19 protein-coding genes are annotated in these 21421 nt (G+C 60.0%); 11 read left to right on the forward strand and 8 right to left on the reverse strand.

The window, feature by feature from the left end; all coding sequences use genetic code 11:
* Positions 1–305 precede the first annotated feature (305 nt).
* From VL130_RS08300 to VL130_RS08320, 5 genes are all read left to right on the forward strand, one after another.
* A complete protein-coding gene (locus VL130_RS08300) occupies positions 306–548 on the forward strand; it encodes an acyl carrier protein (RefSeq protein ID WP_325362306.1) in 243 nt (80 codons plus the stop codon).
* Between the two features lie 52 nt (positions 549–600).
* A complete protein-coding gene (locus VL130_RS08305) occupies positions 601–1863 on the forward strand; it encodes a hypothetical protein (protein WP_325362307.1) in 1263 nt (420 codons plus the stop codon).
* A gap of 7 nt (positions 1864–1870) precedes the next feature.
* Positions 1871–3391: a class I adenylate-forming enzyme family protein gene (locus tag VL130_RS08310; RefSeq protein WP_325362308.1), complete on the forward strand. Its 1521-nt coding sequence runs from the start codon at positions 1871–1873 to the stop codon at positions 3389–3391.
* Positions 3392–3409: 18 nt separating this feature from the next.
* Positions 3410–4558, forward strand: coding sequence for an acyl-CoA dehydrogenase family protein (locus VL130_RS08315; protein WP_325362309.1), 1149 nt, complete (start codon positions 3410–3412; stop codon positions 4556–4558).
* A gap of 88 nt (positions 4559–4646) precedes the next feature.
* Positions 4647–5612: an NUDIX domain-containing protein gene (locus VL130_RS08320; protein ID WP_325362311.1), complete on the forward strand. Its 966-nt coding sequence runs from the start codon at positions 4647–4649 to the stop codon at positions 5610–5612.
* A 1-nt stretch (position 5613) separates the two neighbouring features.
* Here VL130_RS08320 and VL130_RS08325 read toward each other — a convergent pair whose 3' ends face one another.
* Together VL130_RS08325 and VL130_RS08330 are read right to left on the reverse strand one after the other, a co-directional pair.
* On the reverse strand, positions 5614–6021 hold the full coding sequence (locus tag VL130_RS08325; RefSeq protein ID WP_325362312.1) for a DUF1398 domain-containing protein: 408 nt from the start codon (positions 6019–6021) through the stop codon (positions 5614–5616).
* Positions 6022–6037: 16 nt separating this feature from the next.
* Positions 6038–6499, reverse strand: a complete 462-nt coding sequence (locus tag VL130_RS08330; RefSeq protein ID WP_325362314.1) for a MarR family transcriptional regulator — start codon at positions 6497–6499, stop codon at positions 6038–6040.
* A 135-nt stretch (positions 6500–6634) separates the two neighbouring features.
* On the opposite strand from VL130_RS08330, the gene VL130_RS08335 reads away from it, so the two are divergent.
* Positions 6635–8410 (forward strand): DUF885 domain-containing protein, encoded by a 1776-nt coding sequence (locus VL130_RS08335; RefSeq protein WP_325362317.1) that lies wholly within the window; start codon positions 6635–6637, stop codon positions 8408–8410.
* Positions 8411–8416: 6 nt separating this feature from the next.
* Here VL130_RS08335 and VL130_RS08340 read toward each other — a convergent pair whose 3' ends face one another.
* Together VL130_RS08340 and VL130_RS08345 are read right to left on the reverse strand one after the other, a co-directional pair.
* Positions 8417–9934 (reverse strand): tryptophan halogenase family protein, encoded by a 1518-nt coding sequence (locus VL130_RS08340; protein WP_325362319.1) that lies wholly within the window; start codon positions 9932–9934, stop codon positions 8417–8419.
* 157 nt (positions 9935–10091) lie between these two features.
* Positions 10092–13049 (reverse strand): TonB-dependent receptor, encoded by a 2958-nt coding sequence (locus VL130_RS08345; RefSeq protein ID WP_325362320.1) that lies wholly within the window; start codon positions 13047–13049, stop codon positions 10092–10094.
* A gap of 697 nt (positions 13050–13746) precedes the next feature.
* On the opposite strand from VL130_RS08345, the gene VL130_RS08350 reads away from it, so the two are divergent.
* The 4 genes from VL130_RS08350 to VL130_RS08365 all read left to right on the forward strand — a co-directional run bounded on the left by VL130_RS08350 (position 13747) and on the right by VL130_RS08365 (position 17934).
* Positions 13747–15117 (forward strand): hypothetical protein, encoded by a 1371-nt coding sequence (locus tag VL130_RS08350; protein ID WP_325362321.1) that lies wholly within the window; start codon positions 13747–13749, stop codon positions 15115–15117.
* Between the two features lie 19 nt (positions 15118–15136).
* Positions 15137–16213 (forward strand): D-Ala-D-Ala carboxypeptidase family metallohydrolase, encoded by a 1077-nt coding sequence (locus tag VL130_RS08355; RefSeq protein WP_325362322.1) that lies wholly within the window; start codon positions 15137–15139, stop codon positions 16211–16213.
* Positions 16214–16305: 92 nt separating this feature from the next.
* On the forward strand, positions 16306–16911 hold the full coding sequence (locus VL130_RS08360; protein ID WP_325362323.1) for a murein L,D-transpeptidase catalytic domain family protein: 606 nt from the start codon (positions 16306–16308) through the stop codon (positions 16909–16911).
* 3 nt (positions 16912–16914) lie between these two features.
* A complete protein-coding gene (locus VL130_RS08365) occupies positions 16915–17934 on the forward strand; it encodes a L,D-transpeptidase (protein WP_325362324.1) in 1020 nt (339 codons plus the stop codon).
* Between the two features lie 21 nt (positions 17935–17955).
* Here VL130_RS08365 and VL130_RS08370 read toward each other — a convergent pair whose 3' ends face one another.
* The 4 genes from VL130_RS08370 to VL130_RS08385 form a co-directional block, all read right to left on the reverse strand.
* Positions 17956–18342 carry an OsmC family protein gene (locus tag VL130_RS08370; RefSeq protein ID WP_325362325.1) on the reverse strand — a complete coding sequence of 129 codons (387 nt, stop codon included), beginning with the start codon at positions 18340–18342 and terminating at the stop codon, positions 17956–17958.
* A gap of 59 nt (positions 18343–18401) precedes the next feature.
* A complete protein-coding gene (locus tag VL130_RS08375) occupies positions 18402–18797 on the reverse strand; it encodes a DoxX family protein (RefSeq protein WP_325362327.1) in 396 nt (131 codons plus the stop codon).
* Between the two features lie 63 nt (positions 18798–18860).
* On the reverse strand, positions 18861–19460 hold the full coding sequence (gene wrbA / locus VL130_RS08380) for an NAD(P)H:quinone oxidoreductase (RefSeq protein WP_325362328.1): 600 nt from the start codon (positions 19458–19460) through the stop codon (positions 18861–18863).
* Between the two features lie 41 nt (positions 19461–19501).
* On the reverse strand, positions 19502–20365 hold the full coding sequence (locus VL130_RS08385) for a pirin family protein (protein WP_325362329.1): 864 nt from the start codon (positions 20363–20365) through the stop codon (positions 19502–19504).
* 105 nt (positions 20366–20470) lie between these two features.
* On the opposite strand from VL130_RS08385, the gene VL130_RS08390 reads away from it, so the two are divergent.
* Entirely contained in the window at positions 20471–21364 is an 894-nt protein-coding gene (locus VL130_RS08390) for a LysR family transcriptional regulator (protein WP_325362330.1), read from the forward strand.
* Positions 21365–21421 lie beyond the last annotated feature (57 nt).

Raw genomic sequence — 21421 nt, forward strand, 5'->3', positions numbered from 1 at the left:
TGTTTTACCGATACGTTTCCATGTTTGACAGTCACCCTGTTGGACGTGCATCGGAATTATGTTGCTAGCGTATTTAAAAAAATTGCTTTCTAAAACAAAGCTCTAAAGAAAATGAAGGTTTAAAATCATTTCACCCCGGTCGCGCGGAATAAATCGTGCAAGGGGAACGGATGTTTCTGATATGACGCGTTTTGCGACATATGAAGTAATGGCGACGTAATTGTCAGTCTGTCCGGATGCCATCGCAGCGCCTGTGAGGCATAAGGTGTTCGGTATCCTGTTGTTTAAATTAATGGAGATTATGAGTGTCCTTGACCTACCAAAACCTGCGTGACTTTCTTATTGAAGAACTGGCGCTTGATGGCGAAGAGATTACAGCCGACACCCTGTTGTTCAGCAGCGGTCTGGTGGATAGTTTCGCGCTCGTGACCCTGATGACCTACATCGAAAATGATGGCGGCGTCACCATAGTGCCCACCGATGTGAAGCTTGAGAACTTCGATAGCATATCACGCATTCTCGCCTACCTGGCGTCCTCGGCAAGCTGACCCTCGAATACCAGACCGGAGATTGAAATCCATGCAGCCGTTTGAGAGCCGGATGACACATGCAGCGGTGCAGTTTGGCACCCCGCTTTATGTGTACGACGCCGATGTACTATCCAGCCGCTTTGCGCAGTTGAAGCGTTTGTTCGGTCAGCATTTCGGCGTGAGCTATGCTGTGAAGGCCAATCCGAATATCGAACTGCTGCGCCGGATGCTGCCACATGTGGCTACGTTTGACGTTTCCTCTTATAAGGAGGTCGAACGCGCGCTGAAGGCCGGCTGTCCGGCTGACAAGATTACGTTTTCGGGACCGGCGAAACGGGATGCGGAAGTGCGGGCGGCCATTGCCCAGGGCGTGGGCGAACTCGTCCTTGAATCCCTGGCCGAGGCTAAAAGCGCCGATTTCTGGGCCGGTGAAATGGGCGTGCGCCAGTCGGTGCTGATCCGTATCAATCCGGCGACCGGCCCGCGCCATTTCGGCGTCAGTTTTTCGGGACGAGCCAGTCAGTTCGGCATCGACGAAGAGGTGCTGGACGAGGCCATCGACGCGGTTCAGTCGCTCAAAAACCTCAAGCTCATCGGATTTCATATCTATTCCGGCACAAACAGTCTGAACCCGGCGGCGATCGCCGAGAATTTCGCCATCTTCATCCAGTTGTTCCGCCGCGCCGCCGTCCATGCCGATATCCGGCCGGAAAAGCTGGTGTTCGGTTCAGGCTTCGGCCTGACCTACGGGGGAACGGAAGGGCCGCTCGATATCAACGCCGTCGCCGAACTGGCGCTGCCGCTGATCGATGACCTGAAAAGCGACCCGCGCTTCGCCGATGCGCATTGTGTGCTCGAAATGGGACGCTGGCTGATCGGTCCCGCCGGCTGGCTCCTGACGGGTGTGGTGGGGGAAAAACACAGCCGTGGCGTCGATATGCGCCTGTGCGACGCCGGTTTTAACAACCATCTGGCGGCCTGCGGCATGATGGGGACCATTATCCGTCGCAACTGGCACATGATGAACGTCTCCAATCCGGAGGGCGCCGAACAGAAATATACCCTGGTCGGTCCGCTGTGCACGACGATCGACGTGCTGGCCACCGACATCATGCTGCCGGAAGTGCGTGTCGGAGACGTGATTGCGATTGAAAATTCAGGGGCTTACGGCCTGACGGCCAGCCCGTCACGTTTTATCAGCCACCCGGAACCGGCTGAAATCGTGCTGGCCGGCAATGAGATGATCGACGCGACCGAAAGCGCGCTCAATCACTGGACGGATGTGGATACGACCGGCCGCCTGCGCATGGCCGAGATCGCGCTCAAGGGGTGACGGACTTATGACGAGTGGTTTGTGGCGACGCTTTGACGCCGTGGCGGCGCAGAGGGGGAACGCGCCGGCGATTATCCAGGGCGACCGCCACATCAGCTTTACCGAGCTACGCGTCCGCTCGGCTGAAGCGGCGGCCTTGATGGTGCGTTTCGGTGTCCAGCCCGGTGATCGCTGCCTGGTCTGGGCGGGGAATTCACCGGACCTGGCGGCGACGCTTCTGGGCGCCTGGATGATCGGCGCCATCGTCGCGCTGGTCAATGACGAGGCGCCGGTGACCCATCTCGGCCATGCCGCCGGCGTGACCCAGCCCAGGGTCGCCTTTGTTGACGCGAAATGTGCCGAAATCGCCGAACGGACGCTCGATTGTCCGGTGCTCGTACTGGGCGCGGAAACCGCTGCGCCCATGACGCCGCCTTCGCGCGGCCTGACGCATGATCTCGAACCGGCGTCCATCTTCTTTACCTCCGGTTCGATGGGGCCGCCAAAAGGCGTGACGCAAAATCACGCCACCCTGCTGGCCGGATGCCGGATGGTGGCCGAACACCTCGGCCTGCGCCCGGATGACCGGATATTGTGTCCTATCCCCTGGGCCTTCGACTATGGCTATGGCCAGCTTCTCTCCACCGTGCTGCTGGGCGTGACCCAGGTTCTGCCCGTGGCGCGCAATCCGTTTGCGCTGTGTGAGGCCATCGCCGTGCACAGACCAACCGTTTTCGCGGGCCTGCCGTCGATTTTCGCGCTTCTGCTGCGCGGACTATCGCCCTTGCGCGAGACGGATCTGAGTTCACTGCGCCTGGTGACCAACACCGGCGGCCTGATCCCGCCGGCGATTTATGCCGATGTCCGGCAGGTCTTCGGACATTGCGATATTTCGCTCAACTACGGCATGACGGAAACCTACCGCAGCGCCGGTCTGCCGGTGGCCCTGGCGGGGGATCATCCGCATTCGGTCGGCTTTGGTTATCCCGGCGTGACGCTCAATGTCCTGCGTGAAAACGGTGAGGAAGCCGAACCGGACGAGATCGGCGAAATTATCCATCGTGGCGCTGGCGCCTTTATGGGCTACTGGGGGGCGCCGGAGGCGACCGCGAAGGTTCTGCGGCCCGATCCGCTGTGGCGTTATGCCGGCGTTCCGGCGCCAAACGTGGTTTTTACCGGTGATCTTGGGTGGAAGACGCCTGAGGGGCTTCTGGTCATCAAGGGGCGGCGCGACCGCCAGATCAAGTCGATGGGCGTCCGCGTCAGTCCGGATGAAATCGAGACCATGATCCGGGCGACCGGCCTGGTGCGCGATGTCGCCATCGTGGGGGTGCCGCACGAAATCATGGGGGAAATGATCATTGCGGCGGTCACTGCGCCGGCGGATGCGCCTGATCCGGTTCCGGCGCTCAAAATCTTCGCGCGCAAGGAAATGTCCCAGCATATGCAGCCGCGCGGCTGGCATATGATGGACAGCTTTCCATTGACACCCAACGGCAAGACGGATTTCATAAGGTTGCGTAAGGACTTGTCGCAAGGAACGGTTTAATCGAACAGGGAGGCGATCATGACGATGGGCAGCAGGGATCGGGTTGAGCTTTCACGCACCCTTGGCGAACGCATAGCGTTTGCGCGTCGTGAACCAGATGACGAAAAGGCGTTTACCGACGCGATACTGGCGCAACTCCGGGAGGATCGGCTCCTCTGGGTTGTGGCGGACGAGGCAGACGCGCCCGCGCTGTCGATAGGCGATACAGCGCGCATCACCTTTAATATTGCACGGCTGTCCGGTTCCGCCGGGCTGATCTACGCCATGCACATGTCCCAGGTGCTGACCCTGGTGCGACATGGCGGCGATAGCCCGTTTTTCAGCGAACTTCTCCGCCGGATGGTGCGCGATCAGGTGCTTGTCGCCAGCGGCACGTCCGAAAAGGGCGTCGGCGGCGATATCTTCGGATCTATCTGCACCATAGAGGAAACCGGCAGCGCACTGACGGTCACCAAGGAAAGTCCCAATATCTCCTATCTCGATCATGCCGGCGCTATTCTGGTCAGCGCCATGCGGGGCCAGGATAATGGGAAAAATACGCAGGTGCTCATTGCCGCCGAAATGAAGGATATGGACCTTCAACCGGGTCATGCCGCCGGATTCATAGGGATGCGCGGCGTCCTGAACCGGCCATATGGATTTACGGCGAAGTTTGGTGAAGCCGCGATATTCGCCGATGCCTATCCGGTCATCGCCAGGGACACGATGACGCCTTCCATTCATATTTTCTGGGCTGCGTTGTGGAGCGGGCTGGCGAGCAGCGCGCTGGAAAAGGTCAGAACCTGCATAGGCAAAAGCCCCCCCGCGGAAAGCGATGTGGCGGACGTGATGCAAAGCGAATTCAGCCGGCTTGTGGACAAACACTACGCCATGAACGCTTTGATCCGCGATGCGGTTGCCGCATTTGACAACAAGGAAAGCGTGGGCGCGATGGGTATAGCGCATACGGCCGACGTCAAGCGCCTTAAGGTTCTGTGCTCGGACTTGCTGACGGAAATATGCCTGGGAGCATTGGGTTTGCTGGGGATTCGCGGTTATGCGGAGACGGGCGGCTATAGTCTTTCAGAAGTACTGCGGGATGCATTGAGCGCCCGTGTCATGATCTCCAACTACCGGCTTCTGACCAGCAATGCCAAGATAGAACGCTTTGTGGAAGAGCACCTTTAAGATGGGGACGGCGCTTTACCTGAACAGAATGGGAGCCTAATCTGCGTCATCCGTTACGCATGACCTCAAATCGTCAGGACGCAGGCAGATGATCTTTGAATTTCAGCAAGGGGTGATGTCTGGCCGGTTCGCACCGCCGACGAACGCCGACATGGCGGAGTTGGACGATTTCTTCCGTCGCTGCGCCCATGTCCATATCGTGGTGACAGGGGCGGATCGCGCCCCTTCGACACAGATGCCGTGGTCTGCCGAAGTGCGGGAGGGGATGATCCGCGCCGCCCTGGGGCCGTTGGCCAGCCATGCGGTTTTCTGCCATGTCCGCGATCACCTTTACCGTCCCGACCTGGCCGATACGACCGCCTGCGAGGCCGTCATGGCGCAGATGCCGGACGAGGGCGGCGGGCTGCTGGGCGCCGATGCCCTGACCCATCCGGCGGCGGAAAACGAGTTGTCGGAGACCGTTCGCGCCGCCTTCTTGCGGGATGGGGCCGAGGCGGTGGCCAGGCAGATACCGGACGCTGTGCTGGACATATTGCGCGGGTTTTCCGCCACGCCGGACTATGCCAGATTGCATGAAGAACAGCGCTATATAGATGATTACAAAAAGAGCTGGGAAACCGCGCCCTGGCCGCCGATCTTTGTTACCTGCGACACTCTGATCCAGCATGGCCGGCATTTGCTGCTGATCAAGCGGGGCGGGCAGCCTGGAAAAGGCCAGTGGGCGCTGCCGGGCGGCTTTGTCGAGGCGGATGAAACCTTGTTACAATCGGCGGTGCGTGAGGTCGCCGAGGAAACGCAGCTTGAACTGAGTGCGGCTCATATCGCCGACCATCTGGTTTCCAGCCAGGTATTTGATTATCCCAAGCGCTCTGCGCGGGGCCGGACGATCACCCATGCCTTCCATTTTCGCTTCCCCGAAGGGCCATTGCCGCAAATCGAAGCGACGGATGACGCGGCCGGCGCGCATTGGGTGGCCATCGAAGATCTGGAGGCGATGCGCGATCGGTTTTTTGAAGATCACGCCGACATCATCGACTTTTTCCGCCTGGCTTAGCCTATTTCCCGGTGGGAAAATGCTCGACATGGGTTTCGGCGGTACGGCCGAAATAGACGACCCGACGCCCCAGGATGGAGACGATATAGCCGGCGCATCCTGCCTGCATGACCTTGGCGCAGAAGCCCTTATAGGTGTAGCCGGGCGCCTTGGTCTGGGCTTCGCGCACCGCCGCTTCGACGGTGGAGGCGTCGAAAAGGGCAGATACCTTTACGTCACTATCAGGAGACGACAGTTCAAGACTTTCGCCGTCGGACAGGTAGTAGGTCTTGGTCGAGCGACGAAAATCGACCATGTAGCCTTCAACGCCGGCCTGGTGCAGAGCGGTAAGGATTTGCGGAAAATCGAGACGGTCTTCTTCCGAAGCGAGATGACAGTCGTGGATAATGGCGGTGATAGACGCGTCCATATAAGGTCTCCTGATATTAGTTTATGGGACTGGATGTAAGGCCGCGCCGCGCGACGATATCTTTCAAAACGCGTTCCAGGGACTGGCGTTCATCCGGCGTCAGATGGCCAAAAAATTCCGCATCGTTCCGGTCGGCGAGAGCGGATAGTTCCGGCACCAGATCGCGGCCGGAGGGGGTCAGTTCAAGCGTCTGGGCGCGGGCATCCTGCGGATTGGCGTTGCGTGTAATCAGCGCCTTGGCGATCAGGCGATCGGCCAGCTTGGTGATGGCGCCGCGCGTCATGCCCATCTGTTCCGACAGGCGGCTGGGCGCGATGGCGTTGACGCCATACAATTCGCGCAGCATCACCCATTCGGCGACGGTAACGCCACGGTCTTCCAGCTTGCGGGCAAAGGCATAGGACACATGATTGGAGACGTATCTCAGCCAATAGCCGAGATGCGAGGTCAGGTGCGACGGTTCAACGGGAGTGGTCATGGGGTCCCTTGTGTTGACTAGGAAACTATAATGACAATGTTTCTTAGTCAACAAAAAACCCAAACGTCATTGAGTCGCCTTTTTGAATCCGGTCTGACATGATGCCGCGACAAACCGTTCCATCCAAGGATTGACATGCGTATTTCCCGTTTTGCTCTATATCTGCTGACGATGCCGGTCGCCGTGCTTATCGCCGTCCCGGCCTTCGCCCAAACCGCTCCGGCCTCTGCCGATGATCAGTTCAAGGCGATCTACACCGCCGAATGGACTTGGCGGCAGTCCCTGCAACAGACGGACGAGGATAATGTCAATGCCGGGGTCAGCGCGCATTTGCCCGATGTCAGCGAAGTGGCGCAACAGAAGCAACTGGCCTACTGGCTGGATGTAGAAAAGAAACTGGCGGTGGTGGATATCAAGGCCCTGACGCCTGAAAATCAGGTCAATTATCAGGTTTACAAAGCGCAGATCGACGGTCTGGTGGCCGAGAAGCAATTCCGCGAATATGAGAAGCCGGTCAATTCCGACAGCGCCTTCTGGGGCGACCTGACCTATATCACCGGCAGCGATTTCCATACAGAGCAGGATTATCGCAACTATATTAGCCAGCTCTCGGAAATGCCGCGTTATTTCGACCAGCAGATCGTCAATATGAAGGCGGGGCTGAAACGCCATTTTACGCCACCGCAGGTGACGCTGGAAGGGCGCGACGCCTCGATCCGCACGGTGATCGATGTCAAAAAGCCGGAGGACAGCGTTTATTACAAACCGTTCCTGAATATGCCGGCCAATATTCCGGCGGTCAGACAGGCGGAGTTGCGTGCGACGGCGGCCAAGGCGATCACCGGCGCGGTCATTCCGGCGCACAAGACGCTGCTGGCCTTTTTCAACGACACCTATGTGCCGAACGCGCAAAAGGCGCTCGGCGCCAGTGCGTTGCCGGACGGCAAGGCCTATTACCAGTCGAAGATCCGCGAATTCACTACGCTCGACCTGCCGCCGGCGCAGATCCACCAACTGGGCCTCGACCAGATGGCGCTGATCCGCGCCCAGATGCTGGACGTAATGAAGGAAGTCGACTTTAAAGGCGACCTGCCTGCCTTCCTGACTTATCTGCGTTCTGATCCGAAATTCTACGCCAAGACGCCGCAGGAGCTGCTTGATCGCGCCGCCTGGATCGCCAAGACCTTCGACGGCAAGGCGGCGCAATATTTCGGCCGCCTGCCACGTTCGCGTTTCGCTATCGTGCCGGTGGCGCCGGAAATCGCGCCCTACTATACCAGCGGCCGCGGTGGCCCCGGCGCCTATTACGTCAATACCTATGATCTGAAATCACGTCCGCTGTTCCAGCTTGCGGCGCTTACCCTGCATGAATCGGCGCCCGGCCATGCCTTCCAGATGCCGCTCGCGCTGGAAAACAAGTCCCTGCCGGAGTTCCGTCAGAAGACCTATATTTCGGCCTATGGCGAGGGCTGGGCGCTCTATTCGGAGTATCTCGGCGTCGAGATGGGCATGTACGACACCCCCTATGACCGCTTTGGCTATCTCAGCTATCAGGCGTGGCGGGCGTCGCGGCTGGTGGTCGATACCGGCGTCCATGCGATGGGCTGGACGCGCGAACAGGCCCGCCAGTACCTGCGCGACAATACGGCGCTTTCCGAGCACGAGATCGATACCGAGGTCGATCGTTATATTTCCTGGCCCGGTCAGGCGCTCAGCTATTATCTCGGCGAGATGGCCATTCGTGATGCCCGCGCGAAAGCCGAAAAGGCGCTGGGCGACAAGTTCAGTATCCGCGCCTTCCACGATTCCGTGCTCGAACTGGGATCGGTGCCGCTGCCAGTCTTGAGCGCCCATATCGACGCTTTTATCGCCGGTGGCGGGGTGGGGCCTTATCCGGACGAGGAGAAATAGACACGTCTATACGACGGTCTTCATGAAGTTATCCGACGGGCAATGCTGGGCGATGAACTGCGCGTGCGAAGGCAGTTGGGCGACCACCCGCTGGATGCCGTCGCGGCGCGTCTGCATCAGGGTGCGCAGGGTTTCCAGGGGAATACGGTTCGCGAGGGGATCGTAGGTGTCGGGTATCACCCCCTGGCCATTGTAGATCGATACCCATGACGGTTCGGCGAAATGGTCGTATTTGCGCAGGATCACTTCGCCCCGCCGGCGATACAGTTCCATCTTGTAGGCCAGGTCATCGGGGAGCGGCATGTCGGCGCAATAACGCCACAGGGCTTCGTCGCGGGTATTGGTGCAATAGTGCAGGATAATGAAGTCGCGGACTTTCTCGTAGGCGTCGAGGGTGCGGGTGTTATATTCTTGGCGCAAAAATGGGTCGATCTCGCGTGACGGGAACAGCTCCAGAAGCCGGATAATGCCGAGCTGGATGAAGTTGATCGAGGTCGATTCCAAGGGTTCCAGAAAGCCGGACGACAGGCCGACGCAGATGCAGTTCTTGTCCCAGAAAGTATTGCGATGCCCGGTGGTGAAGCGGATCAGCATCGGGTCTTTCAGAGGCTGTGCGTCGAGATGGTCGAGCAGCACGGTCCGTGCCGTTTCGTCGTCCATGAACCGGCTGGAATAAACATGGCCGTTGCCGGTGCGGTGTTGCAGGGGAACGCGCCACTGCCAGCCGGCGGTGTGGGCGGTCGAACGGGTATAGGGGCTTAAGTCAGCGCTTTTCGCGGTGGGGACTGCCCAGGCGCGATCGACCGGCAGGTAGTCCGACCAGTCGGTATAGCCGGCCTTTAGCGCGCCCTCGATCAGCAGGCCGCGAAAGCCGGTGCAGTCGACAAAGAAATCCGCCATCTCCACGCTGCCGTCATCGAGAGCCAGGCTTTCGATATGACCATCGGCGCTGCGCTGGTTGACGCCGGTGATCTTGGCGTTGCGCCGTTTGACACCGCGCGCTTCGCAGTGACCGCGCAGGAATTTGGCGTAGAGCGAGGCATCGAAATGGAAAGCATAACTATAGTCGTGCATCGGCGAACGCGGATCGGGATTGGGCGGAAAGAACTTGCCCGCATAGGCCATCTGGGTGGCCAGGCTGTAGGCTTCCAGAGGCGTGTCGTCGCCCTCCGCCTTTAGCCGTCGCCAGATCTGGTGCGCGGCCAGGCCTTCATGCGTGGCGCCGTAATCGCCGAAGGGGTGGAAGTAGCGGTTGCCTGTATGGCCCCAATTGCGAAATTCAACACCGAGTTTGAAGGTCGCCTCGGTGGCCCGGATAAATTCAGCCTCGTTGACGCCGATATGTTCGTTGAAGACACGCATGGTCGGGATGGTCGCCTCGCCGACGCCGACAGTGGCGATATCCTCGGATTCGATCAGGAGGATATCCACGGTCTGGCCCAGACCGGCCTTCAGTGCGGCCGCCGACATCCAGCCGGCCGTGCCGCCGCCCGCGATGATGATTTTCCGGATAGGTTCAGCCATTCACGTTTCCCCGGTTTTGACCGTTGATCCGTGTCTTATAGCAGCAAAACATGGACCTGATATAAAAAGCCCCTCCCGGCAGGACCGGAAGGGGAAAGGCAGAAGAAGAGTTCCGACGCGGCCGGCAGTCTCGGGTTTGGCCGCGTCGTTGCAGGCTTTAGAACAGGCCGCGCAGAACGACCGAGATACGGCGGTCGGTCTTGATGGCCGAGTACCACTGGGTTTCCAGCGGGGCGGTCAGATCGCTCGACACCAGTTGGGTGGTGGTCGAGTGCGTCAGGTTCACGGCCTGGACACCGATCTTGTAGTTCGCATTGAGCGTGTAGAAGACCGATCCGTCGAGCTGGCCGTAATCATCGGCCCACAGCGGACGGTTCACGTTGGCCGCCGAGGTGGTGTAGAGGTACTTCGAGCGCCAGTTATAGGCCAGGCGCGCCGAGATGCCGTACTTTTCATACATCACAGCGACGTTGTAGCTGTCCGGCGACATGCCTTCCAGCGGCAGGGCATTGAGGGCATTTTCATCGGTGGAGCCGGAATTGCGGCCGCCCGACGAGTCGATGTGGGTATAGTTGGCTTGCAGGCCCAGACCATTGAACGGCGCCGGCAGGAAATCATAGAACTGCTGGTAGGCAACTTCAAAGCCTTCGACCTTGCCGTCAACCGTGCCGTTGAAGCGGCGGGTAACGTCAAAGGTGAAGGTCTGGCCGTTGCTGGTATAGGTTTCAGCGCGCGTACCATTGTAGATGTAGTTCGTGAGATCCTTCTTGAACAGATCCACCGTGACGCTGCCAGTCGGTGCGAAGTACCATTCGGCCGTCAGGTCGTACTGATTGGCTTCGATCGGCTTCAGGTTCGGATTGCCGCCGGTACCGGTATATTTCGGCTCGCTGCCAGCAGCGTAGGAAACGCCGAACGTGGCGTCGTCAGCGGCGCCAACCTGATAGGTGGTAAAGCCATATCCCAGCGAGGTGTAAGGGCTGAGCCAGGCGAGTTCCGGACGGACAATGCCCTTGGAGGCGGCAAAGCGGAACTGGAGCTGATCGTTCCATTTCAGGCGCACGTTCAGGCTCGGCAGGGTGTTGGTGTAGTCCTGCGAACCGCCATAGGCTTGGCCCAGGGTGCCAAAGGCAACCGCGGCGTTATAATCAGTACAATTTTCGACGCATGTGCCGGCCTGGTTGGGCTTGGTTGCAGATATGAAGCTGTCGCCGGTGGCTTCTGTCTTCACGACGCGGACGCCGAAGTTGCCGTCAACCGTACGGCCGCTGATTTCGCCGCCGAACTTGGCGTTGATATAGGCCGCGGTGGTCTTCTCGTTCTGTGTATTCAGGCCCCCGCTGGCGGCATAGGTCGACCAGTCGTCGCTGAGCGGCTTCCAGCCCCAGCCCGAGGTGTTGGCCATGGCCAGCAGTTCGGCGGTCGTGGCGGTGCCGCGGTTGACGATCGAGGCTTCCGGGAAGACGACCGAGCCGGGGACTGGCACATCGCCGTTCATGAAGTTGCTGAAGTCGCGCACTTCATAGGTGCCTGAGCCGGTATTGGTGGCGGATTGCGGATCTCCGGAATTGCCCCAATATTGCGAGGAGAGGAAGCCCCAGTTATAGCCCGACTGGCGGGTGATGTAGTCCTTGTCGGTCGTGCGGACACCGAACTTGAAGCTCTTGAGCCAGCCGGCGTCGAGCTGATAATCACCATCGATGCGGGCGGCGATTTCCTTGCCGTCGTTCTGTTCGATGTGATCCATCGCGGCGGCCCACAGGTATTGCGAGGCGTCGGCGGTGTCGGAACCGGCAACGCTGATCACCGGTAGTTTGCCGGTCAGATCGATGGTGGCGTCCGGCTTGTCGGCGATTTGCAGGAAGGCGGTATTGGACAGAACCTTGGCGGTAGACTTCACATATTGGAGGTCGCCGGCCAGGGTCAGGCGGTCATTGACGTTCCAGCGCGCGTGCAGCGAAACGTCAGTCGTTTCGTTGTGGTCTTCGCCGTAGCGGGTATTCGAGGTAATACCGGCGCCGTAAACAGTGCCGCTTTGGAATGCGCCGTTCGAGTCGTACTTATAGGTGGTGGCCGAAGGCGTGGCTTCCATGACAGGATCGCCGTTGCCATCAACGACGGGATCGCCGTTGGCATCGTGCTTCTGTTGCGTCAGCGTCGAGATTTCGCCGCTGTCGTTATAGAAACCGACATTGTATTCGGTGTTCTTCGGTTCGGCCTTGGCGTTCAGCACCGAGAGGGTGAACTCCAGGTCGTCGCTCGGGCGCCATTGCAGGGCGGCGTTGATGGCGGTGCGCTTCTGGTTCCAGTTGATCGTGCGCCAGCCCATAGTGTTCGGCACAAGTACATTCTGTCCATCAATGGTCGTCGCCGCGTTATAGCGGTCAACGGCGATGACGTTGGTCATATTGCCTTCATTGACCAGCGAATAGTTGAACAGGGCGCCGACTTCACCGATCGAGGTGTCCCAACGATTGGAGTAAAGGGCGCTGGCGGAATAGTGGTTGTCTTTTTGCAGGTCGCCCTGGGTGGCGTCGGCGGTGAAGGCGATGATCGGCTTCTTCGAGTCGAAAGGCAGGCGGGTGCGCAGGTTGACCGTGCCGCCGATGCCGCCTTCAGTCATATCGGCCGAGGGGTTCTTGTAGACGTCAACGCCGGCCAGCAGGTCGGCGGACACATCACCCCAGGAGAGGCCGCGGCCGCTCTTGGCGGAGAAGATGTCGCGGCCGTTGGTTTCCGAACGGACCCAGGCCAGGCCACGGATTTCGACGCCACCGGCTTCAGCCGTCATGCGGATCGGGTCATTGGCTTCGGCGGCGCGCTGGATGGTGACGCCGGAAATGCGTTGCAGGGCGTCGGCGACCGAACGGTCGGGCAGGGCGCCGATATCGACGGCGGTGACGGAATCGACGATGACGTCCGAATCCTTCTTGATCTTTTGGGCGCTCTTGAGCTGGGCGCGCTGACCGGTCACGATAACTACTGTGTCGTCAGCCGGTGCGGCGGCAGGTGCGGCATCCTGGGCGTATGCGATTGTGCCGAGGGCGAGCGTACCGAGAACGGCCATCGAGGCGGTTCCCATCAGCAGGCCCAGTTTCTTTTTAGTCGTCATCATTTAAAACGTCTCCCTGGAGTGAATGGCCGCGCGCTTTCCGAACGCGGCTTTAAGCCGAATGACAAGATGGGAGAGATGCCCGCGGCGCTGGCGACCACGTGCATATAAAACATTGTTTAAATGTAAAAACGCCAAAACGTGACAATGAGGCCCGTGTGAGCGTTTCGCCAATCCTTACGTTCTTTCCCAACTTGCTTGATACGATACTCGCCGGCTGGTTCAGTGCCTTTCACTGCCGCAGCCTTGGGTTCGCATTCGATGATAACGCTATCATATTGTATGACAACGTTGCCAGATTTTATTGGTTCCTGATACTACAATTGGCCGGAGAATAGCAAAAATGCCACAGAAGTCATTGAATACGCTATATTATTTTTATGTATGTCAAATGACTGGCGTTATATTTTAAATTTAAAAAGATTGTTACAAGCAAAATATTTGACCCGAACACGGATTTTCCACTCCAGATGTTGCTGTTCAAATGTTCCCTTTTCAACCTGCCAAACCCGCAGTGTTTTGCATACGGTAAGCGGTGACAGGCGCCGCGGAATCTGTGGCAAAAATGCGCATGACGGCGTTATTCGACTCGTCGAAAGGGCGCAAGCCTGCCCCTAAAGTTGCACTTTGGTTAATTTGCGTTAACCATGTCGGCCGGGCAGGGACGCCAAAACGGCATCCGGAATAACAGGGGGTATGCGTGGGTTCACTATTACCTGACTCGATCGATGTGGCGGCGGGCCTTGTCTTCGTCTACCTGTTGATGAGCGTGCTGACGACCGTGGTGCGTGAGGCCATCGAGGGCTTTTTCAAGCGCCGTTCGCGCAACCTGGAAAAGGGCCTGATCGAACTTCTGTGCGATCACCCGCCGCAGAGCGTCACCAACAAAAGCGCGAAGATCAAGCCGGACTACACCGGCTATGAGATGCTGAAAAGCTTCTATGATCATCCGCTCACCATGTCGCTCTATCGCGGCCGCTACGTCGTTCCGTCGAAACGTTCCTTCTTTCAGCACAAGACGTTGCCGTCCTATATTCCCAGCAGTCACTTCGCCTTCGTCGTGCTCGATCTGCTGGCCGACAGAAGTGGACAGGCGACGGATGGCCGCCTCGATCCGAACGCCATTCTCGCCGCCAGCCGTGACCTGCCCAATGCCCGCCTCGCCAAGATGGTCCAGTTCGCCATCGGCAACAGCGGCGGTGATATCGACAAGGCGCGGATGTTCATGGAGAACTGGTACAATGCCACGATGGATCGCGTATCCGGCTGGTATCGCCTGGAAACCCAGACCCTGATCTTCTGGCTGGCCCTCGTCACCTGCGTCATCCTCAACGTCAATACGGTGGTGATCGCCCAGAGCCTGTATCTCAGCCCGTCCCTGCGCAAGGCGGTCGAGGCGTCGTCGGAGACCTATTATAAGGAGAGAGCGACGGCCCACAGTGACACCGAGCAACTGATGCCGGATTCCGGCAAGAACCCCCTGAGCGCGCTCGACCTGCCGCTCGGCTGGAACGCCACAACGACCGACACCATGAACCACCTCTTCACCTTCTGCGAGGACCCGGTGCGCTACCCGGCCAGCAAGACGCCCTGCGCTGTCACTGAAAAAGCCACCAAGTTCCCGCAATTCGACCTGACGCAGCCGGCGACCTGGTGGGGCGACCTCGGCCAGGCGCGGCAGAATATCGCCGAGCGGCTTGTCAATCTCTACAAGGGCACGCCGACCCAGGGTGATGATATTGTCTATAATATCCTGCCGCTGATCTCCCTGTGCATGGGCTGGCTGATGACGGCCTTCGCGGTGACGCTCGGCGCGCCGTTCTGGTTCGATATCCTCAGCAAGCTGATGACCGTGCGTTCGACGCTCAAGCCCAAGGATGGCGGCGGCGGCGTTACCGGATTCGATGGTCTGGGCGCGCTCGCCTCCGTTTTTGCCGCACCGCCAGCGGTCACGCAAACCACGCCGCAGATTGCCTATCAGCCGGCGCTGGTGGCGGCGTCCGCCGGTTCAACGGATGACCTCTCGGCCCTGCGGGCGCTTGATCCCAGCCAGCGCCCGCGCGACGACTGATGACGGGCAGGGGGCGCACATGACCATCATTACGCCTGAACGGCTGAAGGCTTTGTCTCCCTCGATCCGGGACGACCGGGCGCAATCTTACGCGCCGGCTCTGGAGGCTGCGCTGGTGATGGGCGAGATCACCACACGCCTGCGGCTGGTGCATTTCATGGCGCAACTGGCGCATGAAAGTGCCGGCTTCCGGGCGCTGGTCGAGAACCTGAATTACCGGCCCGACGTTCTGCTGGCGACGTTCCGCAGCCGGGTCCAGACCATAGAAAAGGCCAACGAACTGGTGGCGGCGGGTCGTGACGCCATTGCCGAGTTCGTCTATGGTAATCGCCCGGCGCTGGGCAATGTCAATCCGGGCGATGGGGCGAAATTCATCGGCCGCGGCTTCATCATGATCACCGGCCGCAGCAATTACACCACCTATGCCGCCCTGATCGGCCAGCCTCTGCTGGATCAGCCGCAATTGCTCGAAGATCCCCTCTATGCGGCGCAGGGCGCGGCGGCCTTCTGGAAGCAGACCGGGTGCAATGCGCGCGCCGACGCCGATGATGTCGAAGGCGTGACGCGCATCGTTAATGGCGGCGTCAATGGCCTGGAAGACCGCAGGATGTGGCTCGACAAGGCGAAGACGGTTTTCCCGGCGCTCGAACCGGCGCCGCCGGCCAATGGGTTCAGCCAGTATTTCACGCTCGATGAACTGACGCATACCGATCACCGCAATATCGACAATACGCCGTCGCCGGAAATGATCGTCACCTTGCAGGAAACGGCGAAGCAGATGGACCGGGTGCGGACCCTGCTGGGCAAGCCGATCCGGGTCAACAGTTGCTATCGCTCACCGGCCCTGAATACGGCCGTGGGCGGGGCGCCGACCAGCGCCCATATGAGCGGCTATGCGGTTGATTTCGTCTGTCCGGGGTTCGGTACGCCGCTGCAAATCTGCCAGGCGATCATCGCCAGTCACATCCAGTTCGATCAGCTTATCCAGGAGGGCGCCTGGGTACATATCTCATTCGATCCGCGCCTGCGCATGAAGCAGATGACCGCAACCTTCACCCCGGCGGGAACGCAGTATTCGGACGGCGTGACCGTCTGACCGGCGATTTATTGGATGGCCGGGGTGGCGACCCATCAAAGCCACATTATGTAGCTAATGAACTCGTCTCTTTCTTGTGTTAAGGTACCAGTATGCGTAATCGGCGGAATTTTCTATCCCTGAGCCTGTCTGCGGGTGTGGCCGCAGGCCTTTTGACGTCACGCGCCAAGGCGTTCGCCGCGCCCGGCGGACCATCCCCCCAGTTGCTGGTAAAGGCGCGGCAGGCGCTGATGAGCCACGGCGACCGGGTCGCCCACACAGACCTGATGGGTATCGCCGACTTTACCCAGCCTTCCCATGTGCCGCGCTTCCATATTCTCAATTTGACGGACGGCCGCAGCGAATCCTTCCTGGTGGCGCATGGCAAGGGCTCCGATCTCAACCACACCGGCTGGCTGCAACGCTTTTCCAATGCCCCCGGTTCGGAAGCGACCTCGGAAGGCAGCTATCTGACGGGCAATACCTATGTCGGCAAGCACGGCCTCTCGCGCCGGCTGGATGGCCTTGATCCCCAGAACAGCAACGCCTTCAGCCGCGCCATCGTTATTCACGGCGCCTGGTATGTCAGCCCTGACATGGTCGCGACGACCGGCAAGCTGGGGCGCAGCCAGGGGTGTCTGGCCTTTTCGGAAGCCGATCGCCAGCGGGTCATGGACCGGCTGGGCGCTGGCCGCCTGATTTATGCCGGCAGGGCATAGGGCGTGATCAAGCCCGCTGCCGTCCTGGCTGTTCTTGTGCTTATGCCCGGCTTGAGCGATTCGGCCCTGGCCGCACCGGCAAAACAATCCGCTTCCATCGAACTGGCTCACGCCGCGCAGGCGCTGAAATCGGGTGAATGGGTCTGGGCGCCGGAAATCGCCCCCACCGGACCGGTGATGATCTACGTCGATCTCTCCCGCCAGATCGCCACCATCTATCGCAACGGCGTGCGCATCGGCGTGACGACCATCTCCAGCGGCAAGGATGGTTATGAAACGCCGACCGGTGTCTTCACCATCCTGCAGAAGGACGTGGATCATCACTCCAATCTCTATGACGATGCCTCCATGCCGTTCATGCAGCGCCTGACCTGGAGCGGGGTAGCCCTGCATGCCGGTAACCTGCCCGGCTACCCGGCCAGTCATGGCTGCATCCGTCTGCCTTATGCGCTGGCGCAGAAGCTTTTCACCGTCACCAGTCTGGGCATAACCGTCATCGTCAATGACACAGACGCCGTGCCCATGCGCATATCCGGCGGTGACCTGCTGTTGCCGCTGGACGCCGTGGGGACGGCGGGAACAGATGAGGCACTGCTGCCTTCGGCTGACTATGACTGGCACCCCGAACGGTCACCGGCCGGACCTGTCACAGTCATTATTTCACAGGCCGACAGTCAGATCATTGTCATGCGGTCGGGCATTGAAATCGGTCGGGCGCGTATCACCATGCCGGCGCGCGATTTCGAGAGCCATGTCCTTACCCTGACCCTCTCAAAATCGGGCAAACGGCAGTGGATCTTCGCCGGCCTGCCGGGCCGCGAGGATGAAGCGGGCAAGCCGCTCGACAGCGCCATCGCCAATGAGGTGCAGATTCCTAAACTGTTTTCCGAGGCGCTCAGGGCCATACTGAAGACCGGCGACACGGTCTTCGTCACACCGTCGGTCAGCAATATCGAAACGACCGGCGAAAAGCTGACCATTATTGAGGGGCAGGCGCCGACAGCGAACCCATCAAAGCCTTAGGCGGACCTTGCCAGAGGAAATTCATTTCAAGGTCGTGGCGATGGTCAGGCCTTGCCTGAGTGTCTTGGTGACGGGCGTGCGTTCGGTTACTTGCAGCAGGCGCTCGCGTTGTTCCGGCGTGAAATCACCATCAAGCGTAACGATGCGGTCGATAATCTCTTTTTCGCCGTCGCGGTAGAAATGCAGCGCGACATCGACCGCCTTCAATGGCCAGCCTTTGTGATCAGCATACATGCGCAGGGTAATGGCGGTGCATGAGGCCAGCGCCGACAGCAGGAAATCATAGGGCGCCAGGCCGGCATCCTTGCCGCCGTTATCTTCGGGTTCGTCGGCGATAATGGTCCGGCCAGCTACATGCAGCGTGGTAGCGTATTGATCGGTGCCGATATGGGCGGTGGCGCGGGCCATGCGTGTCTCCGGAAACAGACGCGCGGCCACTGGGCGTGACCGCGCTTTGAGGGTTGAGATTAGGCCTTGCCAAGCCGGCTGTCGAGGCTGAACGCGCCTGCGCCGAAAGCCACGATCTGAAGCAGCCCGCCGGCGATGGCGATGTTCTTCATGAAGTGGATCATCTGGTTCTGGTCGGCGAAATGGGCATGAAAGCCGATGGCGGCGGCGACCGTAAAGACGGCCAGGATCAGCGCGACCAGGCGGGTACGGTAACCGACAATCAGCAGAATGCCGCCCAGCAGTTCGACCGTAAGGGCTATGCCATAGGCGATATTCGGCAGGGGCAGGCCGGCAGAGTGGATATAGCCGATTGTGCCGGCGGGGTCGGTGAGCTTGCTGATGCCGCTCATGACGAACAGCACGGCCAGAAGCACGCGGCCGAAAACGGGCAGGTAACGCTGTACAGACGTCATTTTAGCCTCCTTGATATCGTGATTATGGTGAGGCCGCCCGGAAGGCGGCCTCGGTATCACACCTCAACCATGCAACTTAATTGCCGTTTCGGCAATCTTGCGGCCTTGATAACGGGCGCCGGTCAGTTCGTTTTCAGTCGGCTGGCGCGAACCGTCGCCGCCGGTGATGGTGCTGGCGCCATAGGGCGAGCCGCCGGTGATTTCATCAAGCGTCATCTGGCCGGCGTGGCCGTAATCGAGACCGACAACGGTCATGCCGAAGTGCAGCAGCGAAGTGATGATTGAGAACAAAGTCGTTTCCTGACCGCCGTGTTGCGTCGCCGTTGAGGTAAAGGCGCCGCCGACCTTGCCGTGCAGGGCGCCGCGCGCCCACAGGCCGCCGGCCTGATCCCAGAAGGCGGCCATTTGCGAGGCCAGACGGCCGAAGCGGGTGCCGACCCCGACGATGATGGCGTCATAGTTTTCCAGATCGGCCACTGTGGCGATCGGCGCTTCCTGGTCGAGCTTGAAGTGCGCCGCCTTGGCCACTTCCAGCGGCGCGGTTTCGGGCACGCGCTTGATATCGACCTGTGCGCCGGCTTCGCGGGCGCCTTCGGCCACGGCCTTCGCCATGGTTTCGATATGACCGTATGAGGAATAATAGAGAACGAGAACCTTAGCCATTTGAATAATCCTTGTTACTGACTGGGAGGAGGAGAAAGAAGTTAAGCGATCACGCCCATGCGGCCGGCGTAATAGTCGCGGACGGCGCGTTCGAGTTCATCGATGGTGTTCATGACGAACGGGCCGTGACGGACGATCGGCGCATCGAGCGGATCACCGCCGACGAGCAGGATTTCGCTGTCCTGATCGCTGGTGACCGTGACGGCATCGCCCTCGCCGAAGCGGATCAGTTCGCCGGGCTCGATGGCCTGGCCGGCGATATGCGCCGCACCGGTCATGGTATAGAGGGCCAGTTCACGGGCGTTGGTTTCCAGGGTGATCGAACCGCCAGCCTTGATGGAGGCGTGGATGACGACCGGCGCGCCGAAGCTTTCGAGCGGCCCCGTGACCTCATTGACGTGGCCGGCAACAATGCGTGCCGAGGCCTTGTCGCCCTGAACCAGCGGGATGTCACTGGCCAGGAAATGGCGATAGGCCGGATCGTCATGCTTCTTGCCTCCCGGCATGTTGAGCCAGAGCTGGATGCCGTGATTGCGGCCGCCGGTACGCTGGATTTCGGCATCCGGGCCTTCGTCGTGGATGATGCCGCGGCCGGCGCGCATCCACTGGACTTCGCCCGGCTGCATGACGCTCATATTGCCGAGGCTGTCCTTATGAATGCTGCGGCCTTCGAGCAGCAGGGTCAGGGTTTCAATCCCGGCGTGCGGATGCGCCGAAGCGCCCTTGGCCTCGCCTGGCAAAAACTCGATCGGCCCGAAATGGTCAAGGAAGATGAACGGGCCGACGGCTTCATAGCCCTTTGACGGAATGGCGCGGCGGACTTCAAAGCCATCGCCTTCCAGGGTGCGGAAGGCGCTGTGCCGGCTGGTGATCGTGCGGTCTTTATGGGCGGTCAGGGTGGTCATGGTCACAATCTCCTTTAAAGGGGCTGTCGATATGTGACTGTATATGCCTTGCAAATTGTTCTGAAAATCCGCATAATATTGAATAAACTTTTCGGATAATTAGAAATGTCAAATCCTGGCACACCCACGCTCGATCAATTGCAGGTGCTTCTATGCGTCGTTGAAACCGGCAGTTTCGCTGCGGCGGCGCGCCGTCTGAACCGCGCCACCTCGGCGATTACCTACGCCATCGATAATCTCGAATTCCAGCTTGGCCTGCCCCTGTTCGATCGCGTCGGCACCCGCAAGCCCGAATTGACCGAGGCGGGGCGGGCGGTATTGGCCGAGGCGCGCACCGTGACGCATGGGGTCGATATCCTGCGCGCGCGGGTCAAGAGTCTGGTCGAAGGTCTGGAAGCCGAGGTTTCCGTGGCGGTCGACGTCATGCTGCCGACGGCGCGGCTGGTCGATGCCTTGCAGGCTTTTCAGACGGCCTTCCCGACCATTCCCCTGCGTCTGCACGTTGAGGCCTTGGGCGGAATTACGCAGCTTGTTCAGGCGAAAACGGCGATCATCGGCATTAGCGGGCCGCTCAATACCTCGGTCGAGGAACTGGACCGCCGCCATATCGGCGCGGTGCCACTGGTGCCGGTGGCCGCGCCCTTCCATCCGCTCGCCCATACCGGCCGCAAGGCGCCGGGGGAAGCGCGCAATCATATCCAGCTTGTGCTGACCGACCGCTCCCCCCTGACGGCTGGGCAGGATTTCGGCGTGATCGGCGTCAAGACCTGGCGGCTGGCCGATCTGGGTTCGAAACATGCCTTGCTGCTGGCCGGCGTTGGCTGGGGATCGATGCCGGAATTTATGGTGAAGGGTGATCTGGAGGCCGGGCGTCTGGTGGCGCTGAACCTGCCGGACTGGCCGGTCAATGAATACGACATGCACGCCATCTATCGCACGGACACCCCGCCAGGCCCGGCGGCGCAATGGCTGATTGAGCGCTTCGCCGCGCAGGTTTAGCGGCGGCTTTCAGGATATATTTTAGCGCGTTCAATGGCTTGTCGTTGGTCACGACCC

It is taken from the genome of Asticcacaulis sp. (genome assembly GCF_035497195.1).
Classification (GTDB): Bacteria; Pseudomonadota; Alphaproteobacteria; order Caulobacterales; family Caulobacteraceae; genus Asticcacaulis.

Bases quoted from the DNA above. Each gene is read 5' to 3' on its own strand.
- VL130_RS08305 (WP_325362307.1), top strand. From the start codon at position 601: ATGACACATGCAGCGGTGCAGTTTGGCACCCCGCTTTATGTGTACGAC.
- VL130_RS08310 (WP_325362308.1), top strand. From the start codon at position 1,871: ATGACGAGTGGTTTGTGGCGACGCTTTGACGCCGTGGCGGCGCAGAGG.
- VL130_RS08315 (WP_325362309.1), top strand. From the start codon at position 3,410: ATGACGATGGGCAGCAGGGATCGGGTTGAGCTTTCACGCACCCTTGGC.
- VL130_RS08320 (WP_325362311.1), top strand. From the start codon at position 4,647: ATGATCTTTGAATTTCAGCAAGGGGTGATGTCTGGCCGGTTCGCACCG.
- VL130_RS08325 (WP_325362312.1), bottom strand. From the start codon at position 6,021: ATGGACGCGTCTATCACCGCCATTATCCACGACTGTCATCTCGCTTCG.
- VL130_RS08330 (WP_325362314.1), bottom strand. From the start codon at position 6,499: ATGACCACTCCCGTTGAACCGTCGCACCTGACCTCGCATCTCGGCTAT.
- VL130_RS08335 (WP_325362317.1), top strand. From the start codon at position 6,635: ATGCGTATTTCCCGTTTTGCTCTATATCTGCTGACGATGCCGGTCGCC.
- VL130_RS08340 (WP_325362319.1), bottom strand. From the start codon at position 9,934: ATGGCTGAACCTATCCGGAAAATCATCATCGCGGGCGGCGGCACGGCC.
- VL130_RS08345 (WP_325362320.1), bottom strand. From the start codon at position 13,049: ATGATGACGACTAAAAAGAAACTGGGCCTGCTGATGGGAACCGCCTCG.
- VL130_RS08355 (WP_325362322.1), top strand. From the start codon at position 15,137: ATGACCATCATTACGCCTGAACGGCTGAAGGCTTTGTCTCCCTCGATC.
- VL130_RS08360 (WP_325362323.1), top strand. From the start codon at position 16,306: ATGCGTAATCGGCGGAATTTTCTATCCCTGAGCCTGTCTGCGGGTGTG.
- VL130_RS08370 (WP_325362325.1), bottom strand. From the start codon at position 18,342: ATGGCCCGCGCCACCGCCCATATCGGCACCGATCAATACGCTACCACG.
- VL130_RS08375 (WP_325362327.1), bottom strand. From the start codon at position 18,797: ATGACGTCTGTACAGCGTTACCTGCCCGTTTTCGGCCGCGTGCTTCTG.
- wrbA (WP_325362328.1), bottom strand. From the start codon at position 19,460: ATGGCTAAGGTTCTCGTTCTCTATTATTCCTCATACGGTCATATCGAA.
- VL130_RS08385 (WP_325362329.1), bottom strand. From the start codon at position 20,365: ATGACCACCCTGACCGCCCATAAAGACCGCACGATCACCAGCCGGCAC.
- VL130_RS08390 (WP_325362330.1), top strand. From the start codon at position 20,471: ATGTCAAATCCTGGCACACCCACGCTCGATCAATTGCAGGTGCTTCTA.